Below are 17,898 nucleotides of genomic sequence, written 5' to 3' on the forward strand. Positions count from 1 at the left end.
TCAGGTGTTGCCATGCTGTTGGTCTGCCAGGAGGAGATACGAAATATTTAGTGTGGATATTTCGCTGTACTTGAGCACAAACTGATCGCCAGAAATTGCATAAAAGCGGTCGGCTGCTGTCGCGCTTACAGAAGTTCTGTCTTGATTCAAGAGTCTTCGTGCCGCTTGAGTCAAGACCAAGCGATTAAGCCTCCCATCGTCGGCCAGCTCAAAACCCGCTAACAAACCTTGATACAGGTAGGCATGGCCCTCGATTCCAACAGTTGCGGCAACGAAGGTGCCATCTACCGGGGATGTATGGTCTGCACCGGTTAACAGGTAAAACCAAGGCGCATCCCCTCTCACAAAAGCAGATAATTTGTGGCCTGGCCGTTCAAAATCATAATGAGTGACGATTAACAGCCAGATCGTGGCGGCTAGCCAAGCGCCAAACCAGGTCAATCCAAAGTAGTTCAATACAAGGGACGGATTTGTATTCCAGGCGACTTGCCAATGCTGCTGTTGAGTGCTCATGTTTTCTGGCTGAACGAGCAATAGGTAAATATCGCCGAGTCTGACTTCGTAACCATTCAGACGTGCTGTGCCATAGGCAATGCTATTGATGATTGCGGAATAAAGCAGTGCCACCAATGATGTACGGCCGAATGGTGTGGACTCAGTGGCGCGAATTTCGCGACGCTGATTGAACTCGCGAAAAATAAAGCCTGGTGCCGCGAAAAGAAAAATCAATAATGCTGGAAATGCGATGTCCATATCCGGTCTCCGCTCAATGCATCCTTGCATGAGCTTGGGGCAGATTTAGCGTACTGAGACTAACTGAGGGCGATAGCGGCGTGTTTCATTGTTTACCGTGAACTCGATGGTTGCCTCTGAGGTGACGCCCACTCGCGCGGTTTGCAGAATTTCACGTAACTTGCCCGCAGCTGCAGGGTCCTGCAGTAGCTGTTGTAGTTTGTGACTCATGACCTTTTTCATGTCGAACCTCTGCTTTCTATTCACCTTCAATTTAGTACAGGGAGTGAATTTTTGCTACTAAGCGTGGCGAGACATGCCGGTATAGACCCATAGCGTCTCTGCGCACATGTCCGTGAGCCTGAAATGCTCAACGGGCTTATTGCGCGGGCCGGCGTTTAGTGCGTTGACGACCGCCTGCTCCAGGGCAGCGTTGTTGTTAGTCGTAACGGCCCCTTCGGGCTGGCAGGCTCGTAGAATCTCCCCCACGCCACCTTGGTCCCATGCCACGACAGGGATTCCCAGGCTGAGTGCTTCCAGCACGGTACGGCCAAAGGTTTCGGGCTGCGTGGAGAGTGACAGCACGAGCTGGCATTGGCTGAATACATCACGGATATCACTGCGCAGGCCGGTGAAAGTGATGTTATCAGCGAGCCCCATGTCTGCCACACGCGCTTTCAGCTCAGCCAGATAGGCGCGTTTTTCCTCTTCAACACCCCCCACGATTAGGCCGTGGACCGGCAGTCCTTGGGCTCGCAATGCCGACACGAGCGTGAGGAATGTCTCGTGCCCTTTTAGCCGTGTGATGCGGCCGGGGAGTGCCAGCACCTGTTGCCCGGCCAATTGTGGGTAATCTTGTTGCCATTGTGCGAGCCAGGTCGCTGAGGGTTGGTACTGGAATGGAAATTCGGCGGGATCGACACCCCGGTAAATGAGCTTGATACGTGCGGGGTCGCAGGCGGGATAGTGTGTCAGCACATAGTCACGCACGGTTTCCGATACCGCGATAACTACCTCTCCCTTAGTCATGATGGCGCTGTAAGGGCTGACCGAATACATGCCATGTACGGTGGTCACAAATCGTGGTCGCGTAGCCGGGTTCATTCGCCTCAGAGCCAACCAAGCTATCCAGGCGGGAATGCGAGAGCGCGCATGCACAATATCCGGCTTCAGCTCCTCGAGTAGCCTGCGGAATGGTCGGATCTGGAAGAGGCTGGCAAGGGACTTGCGGTGAACGGGCATTGTGATGTGCTCACTGCCTTCGCGCTCGAGTTGCTCAACTAATCGGCCACCATTGGATACCACAATGGAGCGATGCCCTGCTGCGACTAGCGCACGGGCTATCTCGAGAGTGCCACGCTCGACCCCGCCACTATGAAGCGCGGGCAGTGTTTGCAGAACAGTGAGCTTTTTTGTCAATTCATTTCAATCCAGTTCGCTCAGCAACTTTCCCTGACGATCTTTATCGGTGAGCAAAATCTCACTGGAAATCTCGTGCAGCGGCCACTGAATGTTCAGGGCAGGGTCATTCCACAGCAACGTCCCCTCCGACGCCGGGTGATAGTAGTCTGTGGTTTTGTAGAGAAAATCCGCCGACTCGCTCAGCACCAGAAAGCCATGCGCTAGGCCTGGTGGTATCCAAAGCTGGCGCTGGTTTTCACCACTTAGCTCCACGCCCACATGCTGGCCATAGGTGGGGGATTTAGGGCGGATATCCACGGCTACATCAAACACGCGGCCTTGCGGCACGCGCACCAGTTTGCCCTGAGGCTGGGTGCGCTGAAAGTGTAGGCCTCGCAAAACGCCCTGGCGCGAGCGAGAGTGGTTGTCTTGCACGAAGGTGACGTCATGGCCAACGGCCTCGTTGAACTTCTGCGCGTTCCAGCTTTCCAGAAAATAGCCGCGTGCATCGCCAAAGACTCTTGGCTCCAGAATCAGCACATCAGCAATGGCGGTTCGAATCACATTCATCGGGGCTCAGCCTTCGTTGGCGACTTGCAGCAGGTACTGACCGTAGGCCGTTTTCTTCAGAGACTCAGCCTCGGTCAGCAGGCGCTCTTTGCTCAGCCAGCCGTTGCGATAACCGATTTCTTCGAGGCAGGCGACCTTCAAGCCTTGACGCTTCTCGATGGTCTGCACGAACGAGCCCGCCTCCATGAGCGAGTCATGTGTACCGGTATCGAGCCAGGCAAAGCCACGGCCTAACAGCTCAACCTGCAAATCACCGCGTTGAAGATAGGCGTTGTTCACATCCGTGATTTCCAGCTCCCCGCGTTCAGAGGGCTTTACGGCTCGCGCAATGTCCACGATGTCGCGGTCGTAAAAATACAGGCCAGTCACAGCGTAATTTGACTTCGGCTTTGTCGGTTTTTCTTCAATGGAGATGGCTCTACCCGTGTTGTCGAACTCGACGACGCCAAAGCGCTCGGGGTCGGAAACGTGGTAACCAAATACGGTAGCGCCGGTTTCGCGCTCAGCGGCTGCCTTGAGCTGTGTGCCGAAGGACTGGCCGTAGAAAATATTGTCACCAAGTACTAAGCAGACGCGGTCGTTGCCAATGAAGTCGGCGCCGATGATGAAGGCCTGAGCGAGTCCGTCCGGGCTGGGCTGAATGGCATAGCTTAATGAAATGCCAAAGCTGCTGCCGTCGCCGAGCAGACGCTGATAGCCGGGCAGATCGTCGGGGGTGGAAATGATCAGCACTTCGCGGATGCCGGCGAGCATGAGCACCGACAGCGGGTAATAGATCATGGGCTTGTCGTAGATCGGCAGTAGCTGCTTCGACAGACCGCGAGTAATGGGGTGCAGACGCGTGCCGGAACCGCCGGCGAGAATGATGCCTTTCATGTCAGGTCCTGTTGTTTTTTGAGTCATGTTGCGTGCTGGTGAGATTACAGTGCCCACTCTTCCACGGCCAGACCAGGCACTCGCAGAAATTCGCGGGCGTTATTCGTGATGAGTACGCTGTCTTCCGCTAGGCAATGCGCTGCAATCAGCATATCCATGCTGCCAATGGGCTTGCCAGTAGACTCGAGAACTGCGCGTATATGGGCATAGTGATGAGCCGCATCAGAGGGCCATGGGCGCACATTAAAGCCGGCCAGCCAGGCCTCTACCGCAGCCGAAAAGCGGGGCGATGCCAATTTGGCAGCACCAAAACGCAGCTCAGCAGCAACTATGGACGATAGCCAGAGTTGTTCGCGATCCAGGCCTTGAAAGCGCTCGATCATGGCTGCTGGATGGCGGCGTAGGATGTAACTGCAAATGTTGGTATCCAGAGAGCGCTGCATCCTGCTTTAGCTCCAGTCTCGTGCCTGCGGTGGTTCATCATTACGGTCGTGCAGGAAGTCCTCTGGCAACGGCTCTGTGCTGGCGTAAAAGCTAGCAAGCCATTGCCCCATATCTTGGAGGGCTGTGTTTTGCGGCTGTAGCCATAGCGCGTTGCCAATCTGCTCGATCCGTACTTCTTGTGCTTGCAAGCGGAGTTTGGCTGGCAGCCGAATGGCTTGGCTGCGCCCACTCATGAACAGTTTTGCGGTGGTTGTCATGGAGTTTGCTCGCTGGATTGTATTATGACAGTGCCATATTACAGCATGTTTTATGAATAGCTACAGTCAACATTCAAGCGACCGTGTTTCGTGCGATGCCTAGATGTAGCTGCACCGCTTCTTCAACGGCCGCAAGGTCTTCGCGACTGAGTGCACCCATGAGGCTGTCCAGTTTGGATTTGTCAGCAGCCATGATTTGGTCGGCCATGGCTTTTGCGGCTTTACCGGTGACGGTAATGAGCGCTTCGCTGGGGTAGAGGCGATCAACATTGCTGGTAATTGGCACGACTACGACGCGGTTTAAATGCTTGTTGGCGGCACTGTTGCTGAGGATGATGCCCGGCCTTCGTTTGCGAACTTCGCTACCCACGGCGGGATCAAATTGTACCCACCAAACCTCACCACGCTTCATCGGCGGCATCCTTGCTGAGTCCGTTGATCCATGCGCTCGCTTCCTGCTCCCGCACTTCATCGGCTCCCATGGCGGCATAGCCTGCTTCCAGGCTGGGCCAGTGCTGCTGCTCATGGCGCTTCAGTCGTTGATATTCCGCCACTGAAATAAGCATGACGGCTGGACGACCCGAGCGCTCAATGAGCACGGGCTCGACGAGTGCGGCTTCAATATAGGTGCCGAGACGATTTTTCGCTTCACTGGCGCTGATGCTGTGCATGCTCATGATAGGTAATTGGCCAAAATAGCTAAATCGCCTGATCGTATCGTAAGCTGTTGGGCCGAGGCAATAAGGCCAATTTAGGCTCCTATCCGTTCCAATTGATAAGCCCCACTCAATACGCGCTGCCACCAAGCCTCGTTATTCAAATACCACTGCACCGTCTTGCGCAGACCGCTATCGAAGGTCTCTTGAGGGCGCCAACCCAATTCGCGTTCGATCTTTGAGGCATCAATGGCGTAACGTGCGTCATGACCGGGGCGATCTTTTACGAAGGTGATGAGGTCGGAGTAATTGGAAACGCCGGCCGGCTTTTTGTCCGCCGCCAGTTCTTCCAGCAGCGCACACAGCGTTTGCACCACATGCAGGTTCTTCTGCTCATTGTGGCCGCCAATATTGTATGTCTCGCCGATAGCACCCTGCGTAGCTACCAGTACCAGCGCCCGCGCATGGTCTTCCACATAGAGCCAATCACGCACCTGCTGGCCATTGCCGTAGACCGGCAGCGGCTTGCCGCTCAGCGCATTCAAAATCATGTGGGGAATAAGCTTTTCCGGGAAATGGTATGGCCCGTAGTTGTTCGAACAATTAGTGATGAGTGTGGGCAAGCCATAAGTGCGTTGCCAGGCTCGTACCAGATGATCGCTGGCGGCCTTGCTGGCGGAGTAGGGCGAGCTGGGCGCGTAGGGCGTGGTCTCGACGAATAGGTCATCGGTGCCATGTAAGTCGCCGTAGACTTCATCGGTGCTGATGTGGTGGAAGCGAAATGCTGCTTTGCGTGCCTCGGGCAGTTGCGTCCAGTAACTCCGTGCCGCCTCCAGCAAGGTGTAGGTGCCGTGAATATTGGTCTGAATAAAGTCGCCGGGACCATCAATCGAGCGATCCACGTGTGACTCCGCTGCGAGATGCATGACGACATCCGGCGTGTGTTCGGCAAAGACGCGATCGAGCCCGGCGCGGTCACAAATATTCACCTGAGCAAAGGCATAGCGCGGGTGGTTCACCACGCCTGCCAGCGAATCAAGATTGCCGGCATAGGTCAGGCAGTCCACGTTGATCACGTGATGCTCGGTATGCTGAATGAGTTCGCGAACCACGGCAGAGCCAATAAAGCCGGCGCCGCCGGTCACTAGAATGTTCATAAATTAGCGTTTCCGTTTTTTCTTAATGTAAGGCGAAGCCTCACCGGCTGGCCGACTCTTGAATCGCCGATGAAACCACATGTACTGCGTGGGCGCTCGGCGGATCAGCGACTCGAGCACCGTATTCAGGCGCGTGGCATCAACGCTGTCATCGCCACTGGGGTAGTTTTCCAGTGGCGGCGTGAAGGTCATGGTGTAGGTTTGGTTGTCTGCATTGCGCATGAAGTGCACAAAAATAACCGGTGAATGGTTCACGCGCGCCATGCGCGAAGTGGCGATCAGGGTGGCGGCGGGGTGGCCAAAGAAGGGCGCCATCACGCCTTGTTTTAAGCCAAAGTCTTGATCCACCGAGGTCCAAACGACTTCGCCTGCTTTCAAACATTTAAACAGGGTGCGCATGTCGGCGTGATCAATCTGGCCAGCGTAGGTTTTGCTGCGGCAACGGCGAATAAAGAAGTCGAGTACGGGGTTATTTTGTGGGCGATAGACCGTGTGCAGAGGGAAAAACAGCGAGGCCGCCGTGCCGTTGAGGTCTAGGCCGCTGTAGTGCGCCCCCAAAATGATGACCCCCCGCCCTTGCGCCTGAGCGTCGAGCACATGCTGCAAGCCCTCTACGGCAATGCGGCGGCGATGGTGCTCGGTGGGCTTCATCCACGCTGCAGCGGTTTCGAAAACGCCGATGCCACCCTGACGGAAGACATCGCGCACCATGGCTTCGCGCTCCGCCTCACTCAGTGCCGGGAAGCAAAGCTTCAGATTAATACGGGTGTCGTTAACCCGCATGGGCACTAAATGATATGCCAGCCAGCCCAAGCCTTTACCGAGGCGATACTGCAGCCCCCAAGGCAGCCAGCCCATGACGTAGGCAAAAGCCACCAGCAGCCAGGTCAGCCAGTAGCGAGGGTGCAGCCAGGCGGATTGAAAGCCGTCGTTAACGCGGGTGATGCGAGACATGAGGGTCCTTGGTCGGGTGCCTGTAACGGTGGCAAGTGTAAGCGGCTACAATGCTGGCCTCCAGTCTTTCTGTCCGGGAGCGCTCTGTGCCGCGCTGGCTTTACACATTGATTTTGCGCTTCGTGTTTCCGCTGATTTGGCTAAGGCTGTGGCTGCGCGGACGCCAATCGCCCCAGTACCGTCTTCGCTGGCGCGAGCGCATGGGCTATACGCTGCAGGCTAGGCCTGTCCGTCAGCCGCTTTGGATTCATGCGGTGTCGGTGGGCGAGACCTTGGCGGCGCAACCGCTGATTGCGGCAATTCGTCAGCTTGACCCCGATCTGCCTCTGCTCATCACCTCCATGACCCCAACGGGCTCCGAGCGCGTACGCGCTATTTGGGGCGATGCCGTCAGCCATGTTTACGCCCCTTACGATTACCCCGGTGCCGTCGCGCGCTTTCTGCGGCATTGGCAGCCCTGCGCTTTGGTGGTGATGGAAACGGAGTTGTGGCCGAACACGCTGGCTGCGGCAAAAGCTCAGCGTCTGCCAGTGCTGTTGGCCAATGCGCGTTTGTCTGAGCGCTCGGCGCGCGGCTATCGCAAGGCGGGAGCGCTGACGCGTGAGCTGCTCACGGCCATCTCCGTTGTTGCTGCGCAAGATGCCGCGACTGCTGAACGCTTTCGGGCGCTGGGCATGCCTGACGAGCGTGTGGTGGTGACGGGCAGTTTGAAATTTGATTTATCCATCACGCCGGCTCAGGTTGCGTTAGCGCAGACGTGGCGAGCACAGCCCGGATTGCAGGATCGGCCCATTTGGGTGGCAGCGAGTACACATGCGGGTGAGGATGCCCTGATGCTGGCGGCTCATGCCCAGCTGCGCCAGCAATTGCCCACGACTTTACTGATTTTGGTGCCGCGTCATCCCGAGCGTTTTGATGCAGTGGCTCAGCAAATACAGGCGGCTGGCCAGTGCAGTGCGCGGCGCAGCCGAGATGAGCCCATTTTGCCTAACACGTCCGTTTGGCTGGGTGACAGCATGGGCGAGTTGCTCAGCTATTTGGCGCTCACTCAGGCGGCCTTTGTGGGCGGTTCATTGGTGCCTACCGGCGGGCATAATGTCTTGGAGCCCCTCGCGTTGGGTGTGCCCGTATTGACCGGGCCGCATGACTTTAACTTCGCGACCATCAACGCCGAGCTGCGTGCCGTTGGGGCATTACAGACCGTGCATGACGCCACTGAGTTGGCTAACGCATTGGCGCGACTGCTGACAAATGCGGATGCGCGGCAGGAGCAGATATCGGCCGGACAAGCCGTCTTGGACGCAAATCGGGGTGCAGTATCACGGCAGATGGCGGTGTTGACGCCGCTGTTATTACGCCCATGAATCTCATTCTTTTAGCGCCCGATGATTTTGTTTCAGACCACGAAGTAGTGCTGACGGGGCGCCGCTTGGCGCATGTTTTGTCGGTGCATCAAGCCACGGTGGGTGAGTCTTTGCGCGTGGGCGAGCTAAACGGTTTGATGGGCTCCGGTGAGATCACAGAGCTAAGCACGGAGCGGTTGTGCATGCGTGTGGTGCTCAGTGAGTCTCCTCCGCCTAAGCAGCCTGTTATTTTGGTGCTGGCCTTGCCGCGACCGAAAATGCTTAAGCGTATTCTGCAAATGGTCACTACCCTCGGCGTAGAGCATGTCGTGCTCATCAACAGCTATCGGGTGGAGAAAAGTTATTGGCAAAGCCCGTGGTTAAGCGAGGCCGCCATTCATGAGCAACTCCTGCTGGGCTTGGAGCAGGCGCGCGATACGGTCTTGCCTAAAATAACGCTGGCAAAGCGTTTAAAGCCGTTTGTGGAAGATGACTTGCCTGACTTGTTGTTGGGGCGCGAAGGCTGGTTGGCGCATCCGGTAGATGCCAGTGAGTGCCCGACGCATGTGGGCCGGCCGCAACTGGTGGCTATCGGCCCAGAAGGCGGCTTTATTCCTTATGAGGTCGCTCTGCTGCAGGCTGCGGGATTAAAGCCTGTGTCGCTGGGCGCGCGAATCTTACGCGTTGAGACTGCGGTTGCGGTCGCGCTGGGCAAACTGCTCCCGCTCATCTGAAGACCCGTTAAGGCATGAGCCAGCTATTAACCTTGGCCACATTCGCCTCGCTTAACATGCCCGCAGCGGCTTGCAGGCGCAGGCTGTTGATGACGTAGTCGTAGCGTGCATTCGCGTAGTCGCGTTTGGCGAGGTACAAATTGGTTTCAGCCAGTAACAAGTCCACAATGTTGCGTGTGCCCACATCGTAACCCGCCTTGGTGGCGGTGTAGGCCTGTTGTGCAGAGGCCTGTGCACGTTGCCTGGCTTGCAGGCGCGCGCTATCCACTTTAAGCGTGAGATAGCTGGTTCGAGCAGCCGTCACAATCTGGTGCTCGCGGGCTAAGGCAGACTGTTTGCTGGCCTCAGCATTATCCGTGGCTTGTTGAACTAAGGCGCGGGTTCGCCCGCTGGCAAAAAGCTCCCACTGCGCTTCAATACCGACCACATCAGTTTCGCCTGCATTAAAAGAAATGGACTGATTTGCCCCGCTCACATCGGTATTTTCTCGAACGCTGTGACTGGCAAACAGCGCCACTTGCGGGAGATAACCGCCACGCTGTGCTTGACGCGCGGCGAGGGCGGCTTGGCTTTGCAGGCGGGCTGCTACTAACCCAGGATTACGCTCCCGCGCCAGTTTAGCCCAAGCTTCAGCGTCATCCGGGACGGGTGCATCCAACGGGAGGTCTTCGCGCAGGCGGGCAAGCTTGCCGATGTCCCGGCCGACCGCTGCGTTGAGCTTCTCGCGCGAGTTGCTCAGGCCAATCTCGGCGGTGAGGCGTTGTGCTGTCGCGCTATCGCGCTGGGCTTCAGCTTCCATCACATCCGCCCGGGCAATCAGGCCGACTTTGAAGCGGGCCTCGGCTTGGTCGCGTTGGCGATTCAGGGCGGCTTCCTGAGCGATTGCCAAGGTTAGGTTGTCATCAGCACGCAGCACATCAAAGTACGCCTCAGAAACCGCCATGAACAGATTCTGTGTTTTATCGAGGGCGTCACTTTGCGCTTGAGAAAGTTGCAGCTTGGCGGCGCTGAATTGATGCCAGCTGCTCCAGTCAAACAGGGGTTGCGACAGCTTCACGCTCCATTGTGTGCTGCGGTAGTCCGTGCGGGTGGGGATGGTGCCACCCATGGGGTTTGGTGCATCTTGCTTGAGTGTTGTGTCACCAAGGCTGCCGTTGGCGGCAAGATGGGGCAGTAAGCTGGCGCGAGCGATGATAGGGCCTTGTTCCGCTGCTCGTGCGCTGGCGCGAATGGCGGCTAAGTTCGGATCATTTTGATCCGCTAGGCGCAGGGTCGCGAGGAGGTCCAGTGTGTCTGCTTGCACAGAAGGAGCGGAAAGCAGGCTCAGGGCAAGAGCTGTGGTGGCAAGGTGGCGCAAACGCATGCGAGATACTCGTGAGTATGTTGAAGGCTGTGAGCCTAAGCTGAGGCATCGTTAACTGCAAGCGATGGCCTTGTTCGCCATTTGTCAGTCTGCTTGAGTTGTCGCCCTCAACCCCCCGCTATATAGTGCAGGGCTGATCTTGCTGCCCCCGAAACTCGCCCCACTGGCGCTGACTGCGGCGGCCTCGTTGCCCGAACAGGATACTCACATGAATTCGCCCGAAAACGCCTTCCTGAGCAGCTCTGCTCAGGTCGATGCCGCTGCTATCGCCCCCTTGCCCAATTCGCGCAAAGTCTATGTCACGGGGTCGCGTCCCGATATTCGGGTGCCGCAGCGCGAAATTTCGCTGGCCGATACGCCGACCAACCTGGGTGGCGAAAAAAATGCACCGGTTATCGTTTATGACACCTCCGGTGCCTATACCGATCCGGCGGTAAAAATTGATATTCGCCAGGGCTTGCCGTCGGTGCGAGCTAACTGGATCGATGAGCGGGGCGATGTCGATTTGCTCAGCGGCGTCAGCTCGGTGTTCGGTTTGCAGCGTGAGAAAGACATTGCCACTGCGCATCTGCGCTTCGGCCACATTCGCCAGCCGCGTCGCGCCAAGGCCGGTGCCAATGTCACGCAGATGCACTATGCGCGCAAAGGCATCATCACGCCGGAAATGGAATATGTGGCGATCCGCGAGACCATGCGCCGCGAGCATCTGGCCGATGCCGGCTTGCTGAATCACCAGCATCCGGGGCAGAGCTTTGGCGCGTCGATTCCGAAGATCATCACGCCTGAGTTCGTGCGTGACGAGATCGCCCGTGGTCGCGCCATCATCCCGGCCAACATCAATCACACCGAGCTGGAGCCGATGATTATCGGTCGCAACTTCCTGGTGAAGATCAATGCCAACATCGGCAATTCGGCGTTGGGCTCGTCCATCGACGAGGAAGTCGAGAAGATGACCTGGGCCATCCGCTGGGGTGGCGATACGGTGATGGATCTGTCCACGGGCAAGAATATTCACGAGACCCGTGAGTGGATCATCCGTAACTCGCCGGTGCCGATCGGCACGGTGCCGGTGTATCAGGCACTGGAGAAGGTCGGCGGCGTGGCCGAAGACCTGACCTGGGAGCTGTTCCGCGACACGCTCATCGAGCAGGCGGAGCAGGGCGTGGACTACTTCACCATCCACGCTGGCGTGCTGCTGCGCCATGTGCCGCTGACCGCGAAACGAATGACCGGTATCGTCTCGCGAGGCGGTTCCATCATGGCCAAGTGGTGCTTGGCGCATCACAAAGAAAACTTCCTGTATACGCACTTCGAAGACATCTGCGACATCATGAAGGCCTATGACGTGTCCTTCTCGCTCGGCGACGGCCTGCGTCCCGGCTCTATTGCCGACGCCAACGATGCCGCGCAGTTCGGCGAGCTGGAAGCGCTTGGCGAGCTGACCAAGATTGCCTGGAAGCACGATGTGCAGACCATGATTGAAGGTCCGGGGCATGTGCCCATGCACCTCATCAAAGAGAACATGGAAAAGCAGCTGGCCTGTTGCGACGAGGCCCCGTTCTACACGCTCGGCCCGCTGACCACGGACATTGCGCCGGGATACGACCACATCACCTCCGGCATCGGTGCTGCGATGATTGGCTGGTTCGGCTGCGCCATGCTCTGTTATGTGACGCCGAAGGAGCATCTCGGCCTGCCGAACAAGAAGGATGTGAAGGACGGCATCATCACCTACAAAATCGCCGCGCATGCCGCCGACTTGGCGAAGGGGCATCCCGGCGCGCAGATTCGTGACAACGCACTGAGCAAGGCGCGCTTCGAGTTCCGTTGGGATGACCAGTTCAACCTGGCGCTGGACCCGGACACCGCGCGCGAATATCACGACGAAACGCTGCCGAAAGAAGCGCACAAGGTCGCGCATTTTTGCTCCATGTGCGGCCCCAAGTTCTGCTCCATGAAGATCACCCAAGACGTACGCGATTACGCCGCCGGACTGGAGGATGCCGCTGCGCTCGCCGAGGCCGAAAAAGGCATGGCCGAGAAGTCGGCGGAGTTCCGTGAGCAGGGTGCCGAAATCTATAAGGTGGTGTGAGCATGAGCAGCAATGAGCTGGGCCGAAATGATGTCGTGATTAACCGTCGGGAAACCCTATTTCAGGGTTTCTACCGCGTCGACAAATTTTGGCTACAGCATCGGCATTTTGACGGCAGCATGGGGCGCGAAATCACGCGCGAAATGTTTGTGCGTCCACCGGCCGTTGGCGTGCTCATCTATGACGTAAAAACCGACGATGTGCTGCTGATAGAGCAGTTTCGAGTAGGCGCTATCGACGATCAGCATCCTTGGCAATATGAAGTGGTTGCAGGTCTAGTCGAGCCAGGTGAGGCGCTCGAAGCGGTGGCTCGCCGAGAGACGTTAGAAGAGGCCGGTGTGGTCATTACAGATCTCGAGAAAGTCTTTGAGTTTATGCCCAGTGCGGGCGGCTCAGATGAGCGCTTTACCTTATTCGTGGCTCCAGCCGATTTGTCTCGCGCCGGTGGCGTTCATGGCCTTGCCGAAGAGGGCGAGAATATTCGTGTCATCGTGCTGGGTCTGAAGCAGGCTTTACAGCTTGTCAGCAGTGGTCGGATCAATAACGCGCCGTGCATGTTGGCGTTGCAATGGTTGGCTTTGAATAAGGTGCATATCGTGTCGAAGTGGTCACGTTGAGCGCGCTCAAACCTCGCTACACCGTCGATTTGGCGGGCATGCATGCGCTCTATGAATTTAATTACGCCCGTTTGCAAAAGCTGTTGCGTGGTGCGGGTGTGGGGGATCGCTTAGGCGCTGTCTCGCCCCTGGAGTTTGCGTGGGGTGATAGACAAGACGTCATGCTGGCGAGTGAGCTCATCAGCGTGCAGCCTGTGTTGCAGCTGCAGCGAGTAGAGCGCACGCGTTATACCGAAACATGGCGATTAGCACAGATGACACCGACCTTGCCGTGGTGCCCTGAGCTCGACATGGAAGTGCGCCTGTTTCACGACGCACGCATGGCAGATGTGCTGCGCTTTCAAACCGCAAGACGCATTCCGGCGATAGTGCCCGTCCAACATCAATCCGGCTGGCGAGTCAATGAAAAGCAGTTGGTGAACGAATTCCTTGGCGACTGCCTGCAGCATTGTTTACGCTTCGGTCTGCCCCGAGATCCGCGCTTGAGCCCAGACTACCGAAACTGGGACCAGCGTAATCTGTCTATTTTTGATGAACCGCAACCTGAGGATGCGCAATGACCGGCTATACCGCCGCCTCTATCGAAGTCCTGTCTGGCTTAGACCCGGTGCGCAAGCGCCCGGGCATGTACACCGACACCACACGCCCTAACCATTTGGTTCAGGAAATTCTCGACAATTCGGTGGATGAGGCCTTGGGTGGCTTCGCCGATGAGGTTCGTGTTGTCCTTGCGGCAGACGGCTTTATTGAGGTGAGTGACAACGGCCGTGGCATGCCCGTGGATATCCACCCGGAGCATGGCGTTTCGGGTATCGAACTCATCCTCACGCGTCTGCATGCCGGCGGTAAATTCTCGGGTAAAAACTACAAATATTCCGGGGGCTTGCACGGTGTTGGCGCCTCGGTAGTGAATGCGCTCTCCACGTCGCTGGAAGTTACGGTGAAGCGCAATGGTCAGCTCTGGCGCATGGCCTTTGCGGGTGGTGAAAAGGTGACGGAATTGGCGGTGGTGGGCGAGTGCGGTAAGCGCGCGACCGGCACGGTGGTGCGCTTTTTGCCGGATGCCAGTTACTTTGATTCGCCGAAAATTTCGCTGAGTAAGCTTAAACATGTCTTACGCGCCAAGGCGGTACTTTGCCCCGGCCTGCATTTGCACTTCCATGATGAAGCCAGTGGCGAGCGCATGGAGTGGCATTATCAAGACGGTCTGAAAGACTACCTCATGGAGTCGACCCAAGACTGGCTGCGACTACCTGACCAACCTTTTCTGGGTAAGCTTGAAAGCAAGAACGAGGCAGTGGATTGGGCCGTGCTGTGGCTTCCCGAGGGCGGTGAGCTAACCCAAGAGTCCTACGTTAATTTGATTCCGACCGTTCAGGGCGGCACGCACGTGAATGGCCTGCGAACCGGTTTGCTGGAAGCGTTGCGCGAGTTTTGTGAGTTCCGCAGTCTGTTGCCGCGTGGCATTAAACTCGCGCCCGAAGATCTGTGGGAGCGCTGTGCCTATGTGCTCTCGCTGAAAATGCAGGACCCGCAGTTTGCTGGCCAGACCAAAGAGCGTTTGTCTTCACGCGAGTCGGCAGCTTTCGTGTCGGGTGTGGTGAAAGATGCCTTTTCGCTATACCTAAATCAGCACACAGACATTGCTGAGCAGCTGGCTCAGCTGGTCATTAATTCTGCGCAAAAACGTCTCAAGCAAAGCAAGCAAGTCGCGCGTAAGCGCATCACCTCCGGTCCGGCATTGCCGGGGAAGCTGGCGGATTGTTCCGGCAGTGACATTGCGCGAAGTGAGTTGTTTCTGGTTGAAGGCGACTCGGCCGGCGGTTCGGCTAAGCAAGCGCGAGATCGTCAATTCCAAGCGGTAATGCCCCTGCGCGGCAAAATTCTGAATACCTGGGAAGTAGACTCATCGCAAATTTTGGCCTCGCAAGAAGTACACGATATCGCGGTGGCATTAGGCGTGGATCCTGGCTCCGATGACCTCAGCGGCTTGCGCTATGGCAAGGTCTGCATTCTTGCCGATGCGGACTCCGATGGTCTGCACATTGCCACCTTGTTGTGCGCCTTGTTTGTGCAGCACTTCCCCGCCTTGGTGCGCGGCGGACATGTCTGTGTGGCAATGCCTCCACTCTTCCGTATCGATCTTGGCAAGCAGGTTTTTTATGCGCTGGATGAAAGCGAAAAGCAGGGCATCATGGATAGGTTGGAAGCGGAGAACAAACGCGGAAAGCCCCAGGTGACACGCTTTAAGGGCCTGGGTGAGATGAATCCGCTGCAGCTGCGGGAAACCACCATGGCGCCGGATACGCGTCGCCTCATCCAGCTGGTGCTAGATGAGGTCGAGGCGACTCACGAAATGATGGATATGTTGCTGGCGAAGAAGCGCTCGGGTGATCGTAAAAGCTGGTTGGAAAGCAAGGGCAACCTAGCGGATGTGGAGGTTTGAGCGTGACCGATGAACTGATGTTATCCACCCCAGCAGACGGCACCGAGCTCGTCCCGCTGCGAACCTACACCGAACAGGCGTACCTGAATTACTCGATGTATGTGATCAAGGATCGCGCCCTGCCGCACATCGGTGACGGCCTGAAACCGGTGCAGCGTCGCATCGTCTACGCCATGAGTGAGCTCGGCCTGAAAAATTCGGCCAAGCACAAGAAATCGGCCCGAACCGTCGGTGATGTACTCGGCAAGTACCACCCGCATGGCGACTCGGCCTGCTACGAAGCCATGGTGCTGATGGCGCAGCCGTTCAGCTACCGCTACCCGCTGGTCGATGGTCAGGGCAACTGGGGTTCGCCGGACGATCCCAAGTCCTTCGCGGCCATGCGTTATACCGAGGCGCGTCTCTCGCCCTATGCCGACACGCTGCTGGCCGAACTAGAACAGGGCACCGTGGATTGGCAGCCAAACTTTGACGGCACGCTGGATGAGCCTTGCGTGCTGCCTGCTCGTCTGCCGAATTTATTGCTCAATGGCACCACCGGCATCGCCGTCGGCATGGCCACGGACATCCCCGCGCATAACCTGCGCGAGATTGCCAACGCTACCATCGCGTTGCTTAACGACCCCGGCATTTCGTTAGATGAGCTCTGCGAGTTTGTGCCCGGCCCCGACCTCGCCACTGCCGCCGAAATCATTACGCCGCGTCATGAATTGATTCAGATGTATGCCACCGGCAAGGGTGGCTTCCGCATGCGTGCGGTCTATGAAATTGAGGATGGCGATATTGTGGTGACGGCACTGCCGCATCAGGTATCGGGCGCGAAAATTCTGACCCAGATTGCCGACCAGATGCAGGCCAAGAAACTTCCGTGGGTGGCTGACCTGCGCGATGAGTCCGACCATGAAAACCCGACTCGCCTCGTCATTGTGCCGCGCTCTAACCGCATCGATGTTGAGCAGCTCATGGGGCATTTATTTGCCACCACCGATTTGGAATGCAGCTATCGCGTCAACATGAATGTGATCGCGCTCGATGGCCGCCCGCGCGTCATGGGCCTGCGCGAGATGCTCGGCGAATGGCTGGAATTCCGCACGCTGACCGTGCGCCGGCGTTTGCAGCATCGTCTCGATAAGGTCAACGCGCGCCTGCACATCCTTGATGGCTTGTTGATTGCCTTCCTCAACATCGACGAAGTCATTCGCATTATTCGTTACGAGGATGAGCCCAAGTCTGAGCTCATGCTGCGTTTCGGGCTCAGCGACATTCAGGCGGAAGCGATCCTTGAGCTTAAGCTGCGCCATCTCGCCAAATTGGAAGAGATGCGCATTCGCGGCGAGCAAGATGAGCTGGCGAAAGAGCGTGAGCAATTAGAGAAAGTGCTGGGCTCGAACGCGCTGCTGAAAAAGCTGCTGGTTAAAGAGATTCAGGCCGATGCGGCCAAGTACGGCGATGCACGTCGTTCGCCGCTGGTGGTGCGCAAAGACGCCGCTCCGCTCAGTGATACCGACATCACGCCCGCCGAGCCGGTCACTGTGGTGCTGTCTGAAAAGGGTTGGGTGCGCGCCGCTAAAGGTCATGATGTGGACGCGGCTGGCCTGAGCTATAAGGCGGGTGATGCCTATTTGGCCAAGGCCGAAGGCAAGAGCAATCAGCTCGTCCATTTCTTAGATACCACGGGGCGTAGTTATTCGCTGGCGGCCAACACACTGCCTTCTGCTCGCGGCCAAGGCGAGCCACTCACCACCAAATTGAGCCCGCCCAGCGGCGCGCAGTTTATGGCGGTGGTGATGGGCGATGCGGCACGTCTGCTCCTGCTGACCAGCAATGCCGGCTACGGTTTTATCGCGCAGCTGGGAGACTTAGAGGCCGGCAATAAGAACGGTAAGGCACTGCTGAATGTGCCGGATGGCGCCACCGTGTTGTCGCCCACACTCATCGCCGATGCAGAGAATGACCAGCTGGCTGTGCTCAGCAATACGGGTCGGCTATTGTTATTCCCCGTGAAAGATCTGCCGCGCTTGGCAAAAGGTAAGGGCAATAAGCTCATGTCTTTGCTGGCTAGCGAAGAGGAAGTCGTGGTTCAGGTATTGCCCATTCGCAGTGGTGATAAATTAACCGTTCATGCCGGCGGCCGGCACATGACCTTAACGCAAAAAGACCTCGAGCATTACCAAGGTGAGCGTGGTCGCCGTGGCCAAAAACTGCCGCGTGGGTTCCAAAAAGTAGACGGCTTGAGTGTGAGTTAAAGGGAGATGA

At 57.3% G+C, this 17,898-nt stretch carries 19 protein-coding genes; 7 read left to right on the plus strand and 12 right to left on the minus strand.

The annotated features are described in order from the left end of the window. The 11 genes from A8710_RS03170 to lpxL form a co-directional block, all read right to left on the minus strand. Nucleotides 1-753, minus strand: a complete 753-nt coding sequence (locus A8710_RS03170) for a hypothetical protein (RefSeq protein WP_068858011.1) — start codon at nt 751-753, stop codon at nt 1-3. Between the two features lie 45 nt (nt 754-798). Further along, nucleotides 799-963 (minus strand): hypothetical protein, encoded by a 165-nt coding sequence (locus tag A8710_RS12175; protein ID WP_157686259.1) that lies wholly within the window; start codon nt 961-963, stop codon nt 799-801. 69 nt (nt 964-1,032) lie between these two features. Then, the gene (locus tag A8710_RS03175; protein WP_068858012.1) at nt 1,033-2,151 is read right to left on the minus strand and encodes a glycosyltransferase family 4 protein; all 1,119 of its coding nucleotides are present in this window, start codon (nt 2,149-2,151) and stop codon (nt 1,033-1,035) included. 6 nt (nt 2,152-2,157) lie between these two features. Next, complete coding sequence (gene rfbC / locus A8710_RS03180; RefSeq protein WP_068858013.1) at nt 2,158-2,703, minus strand: dTDP-4-dehydrorhamnose 3,5-epimerase; 546 nt, start codon at nt 2,701-2,703, stop codon at nt 2,158-2,160. Nucleotides 2,704-2,709: 6 nt separating this feature from the next. Then, nucleotides 2,710-3,579, minus strand: a complete 870-nt coding sequence (gene rfbA, locus A8710_RS03185; protein WP_068858014.1) for a glucose-1-phosphate thymidylyltransferase RfbA — start codon at nt 3,577-3,579, stop codon at nt 2,710-2,712. 44 nt (nt 3,580-3,623) lie between these two features. After that, nucleotides 3,624-4,022 (minus strand): type II toxin-antitoxin system VapC family toxin, encoded by a 399-nt coding sequence (locus tag A8710_RS03190; RefSeq protein ID WP_068858015.1) that lies wholly within the window; start codon nt 4,020-4,022, stop codon nt 3,624-3,626. A gap of 6 nt (nt 4,023-4,028) precedes the next feature. After that, nucleotides 4,029-4,280, minus strand: coding sequence for an antitoxin (locus A8710_RS03195; protein ID WP_068858016.1), 252 nt, complete (start codon nt 4,278-4,280; stop codon nt 4,029-4,031). 73 nt (nt 4,281-4,353) lie between these two features. Then, nucleotides 4,354-4,692: a type II toxin-antitoxin system PemK/MazF family toxin gene (locus A8710_RS03200; RefSeq protein ID WP_068858017.1), complete on the minus strand. Its 339-nt coding sequence runs from the start codon at nt 4,690-4,692 to the stop codon at nt 4,354-4,356. After that, nucleotides 4,679-4,951, minus strand: coding sequence for a type II toxin-antitoxin system Phd/YefM family antitoxin (locus tag A8710_RS03205; RefSeq protein WP_068858018.1), 273 nt, complete (start codon nt 4,949-4,951; stop codon nt 4,679-4,681). Before A8710_RS03205 ends, A8710_RS03200 begins: the two co-directional genes overlap by 14 nt. Before the next feature lie 80 nt (nt 4,952-5,031). After that, the gene (gene rfbB / locus A8710_RS03210) at nt 5,032-6,093 is read right to left on the minus strand and encodes a dTDP-glucose 4,6-dehydratase (protein ID WP_068858019.1); all 1,062 of its coding nucleotides are present in this window, start codon (nt 6,091-6,093) and stop codon (nt 5,032-5,034) included. A 3-nt stretch (nt 6,094-6,096) separates the two neighbouring features. Then, nucleotides 6,097-7,047, minus strand: coding sequence for an LpxL/LpxP family Kdo(2)-lipid IV(A) lauroyl/palmitoleoyl acyltransferase (gene lpxL, locus A8710_RS03215; protein ID WP_068858020.1), 951 nt, complete (start codon nt 7,045-7,047; stop codon nt 6,097-6,099). Nucleotides 7,048-7,133: 86 nt separating this feature from the next. On the opposite strand from lpxL, the gene waaA reads away from it, so the two are divergent. Both waaA and A8710_RS03225 read left to right on the plus strand, forming a co-directional pair. After that, complete coding sequence (gene waaA / locus A8710_RS03220; protein WP_068858021.1) at nt 7,134-8,411, plus strand: lipid IV(A) 3-deoxy-D-manno-octulosonic acid transferase; 1,278 nt, start codon at nt 7,134-7,136, stop codon at nt 8,409-8,411. Then, on the plus strand, nt 8,408-9,124 hold the full coding sequence (locus A8710_RS03225; RefSeq protein WP_068858022.1) for a 16S rRNA (uracil(1498)-N(3))-methyltransferase: 717 nt from the start codon (nt 8,408-8,410) through the stop codon (nt 9,122-9,124). Before waaA ends, A8710_RS03225 begins: the two co-directional genes overlap by 4 nt. Nucleotides 9,125-9,131: 7 nt before the next feature. Here A8710_RS03225 and A8710_RS03230 read toward each other — a convergent pair whose 3' ends face one another. After that, a complete protein-coding gene (locus A8710_RS03230) occupies nt 9,132-10,487 on the minus strand; it encodes a TolC family outer membrane protein (protein WP_068858023.1) in 1,356 nt (451 codons plus the stop codon). A gap of 208 nt (nt 10,488-10,695) precedes the next feature. Here A8710_RS03230 and thiC point away from each other — a divergent pair, with 208 nt between their 5' ends. From thiC to parC, 5 genes are read left to right on the plus strand one after another with little or no spacing between them, the layout of a single operon-like run. Further along, complete coding sequence (gene thiC / locus A8710_RS03235) at nt 10,696-12,579, plus strand: phosphomethylpyrimidine synthase ThiC (RefSeq protein ID WP_068858024.1); 1,884 nt, start codon at nt 10,696-10,698, stop codon at nt 12,577-12,579. A 2-nt stretch (nt 12,580-12,581) separates the two neighbouring features. Beyond that, nucleotides 12,582-13,196: an NUDIX domain-containing protein gene (locus A8710_RS03240; protein WP_068858025.1), complete on the plus strand. Its 615-nt coding sequence runs from the start codon at nt 12,582-12,584 to the stop codon at nt 13,194-13,196. Beyond that, a complete protein-coding gene (locus tag A8710_RS03245) occupies nt 13,193-13,756 on the plus strand; it encodes a DUF1249 domain-containing protein (protein WP_157686261.1) in 564 nt (187 codons plus the stop codon). Before A8710_RS03240 ends, A8710_RS03245 begins: the two co-directional genes overlap by 4 nt. Continuing rightward, nucleotides 13,753-15,642 (plus strand): DNA topoisomerase IV subunit B, encoded by a 1,890-nt coding sequence (gene parE / locus A8710_RS03250; protein WP_068858027.1) that lies wholly within the window; start codon nt 13,753-13,755, stop codon nt 15,640-15,642. Before A8710_RS03245 ends, parE begins: the two co-directional genes overlap by 4 nt. Nucleotides 15,643-15,644: 2 nt before the next feature. Continuing rightward, nucleotides 15,645-17,888, plus strand: a complete 2,244-nt coding sequence (parC, locus tag A8710_RS03255; protein WP_406609581.1) for a DNA topoisomerase IV subunit A — start codon at nt 15,645-15,647, stop codon at nt 17,886-17,888. The last annotated feature ends 10 nt before the right edge of the window (nt 17,889-17,898 follow it).

Origin of the sequence: Perlucidibaca aquatica, assembly GCF_001676655.1 — a bacterium.
Lineage (GTDB): Bacteria > Pseudomonadota > Gammaproteobacteria > Pseudomonadales > Moraxellaceae > Perlucidibaca > Perlucidibaca aquatica.

Excerpts from the sequence above, each read along its gene's own strand:
- A8710_RS03170 (WP_068858011.1), bottom strand. The coding sequence starts at position 753 with ATGGACATCGCATTTCCAGCATTATTGATTTTTCTTTTCGCGGCACCA.
- A8710_RS03240 (WP_068858025.1), top strand. The coding sequence starts at position 12,582 with ATGAGCAGCAATGAGCTGGGCCGAAATGATGTCGTGATTAACCGTCGG.
- A8710_RS12175 (WP_157686259.1), bottom strand. The coding sequence starts at position 963 with ATGAGTCACAAACTACAACAGCTACTGCAGGACCCTGCAGCTGCGGGC.
- parE (WP_068858027.1), top strand. The coding sequence starts at position 13,753 with ATGACCGGCTATACCGCCGCCTCTATCGAAGTCCTGTCTGGCTTAGAC.
- rfbB (WP_068858019.1), bottom strand. The coding sequence starts at position 6,093 with ATGAACATTCTAGTGACCGGCGGCGCCGGCTTTATTGGCTCTGCCGTG.
- rfbC (WP_068858013.1), bottom strand. The coding sequence starts at position 2,703 with ATGAATGTGATTCGAACCGCCATTGCTGATGTGCTGATTCTGGAGCCA.
- rfbA (WP_068858014.1), bottom strand. The coding sequence starts at position 3,579 with ATGAAAGGCATCATTCTCGCCGGCGGTTCCGGCACGCGTCTGCACCCC.
- A8710_RS03225 (WP_068858022.1), top strand. The coding sequence starts at position 8,408 with ATGAATCTCATTCTTTTAGCGCCCGATGATTTTGTTTCAGACCACGAA.
- thiC (WP_068858024.1), top strand. The coding sequence starts at position 10,696 with ATGAATTCGCCCGAAAACGCCTTCCTGAGCAGCTCTGCTCAGGTCGAT.
- A8710_RS03195 (WP_068858016.1), bottom strand. The coding sequence starts at position 4,280 with ATGACAACCACCGCAAAACTGTTCATGAGTGGGCGCAGCCAAGCCATT.
- A8710_RS03205 (WP_068858018.1), bottom strand. The coding sequence starts at position 4,951 with ATGCACAGCATCAGCGCCAGTGAAGCGAAAAATCGTCTCGGCACCTAT.
- A8710_RS03200 (WP_068858017.1), bottom strand. The coding sequence starts at position 4,692 with ATGAAGCGTGGTGAGGTTTGGTGGGTACAATTTGATCCCGCCGTGGGT.
- lpxL (WP_068858020.1), bottom strand. The coding sequence starts at position 7,047 with ATGTCTCGCATCACCCGCGTTAACGACGGCTTTCAATCCGCCTGGCTG.
- A8710_RS03190 (WP_068858015.1), bottom strand. The coding sequence starts at position 4,022 with ATGCAGCGCTCTCTGGATACCAACATTTGCAGTTACATCCTACGCCGC.
- A8710_RS03230 (WP_068858023.1), bottom strand. The coding sequence starts at position 10,487 with ATGCGTTTGCGCCACCTTGCCACCACAGCTCTTGCCCTGAGCCTGCTT.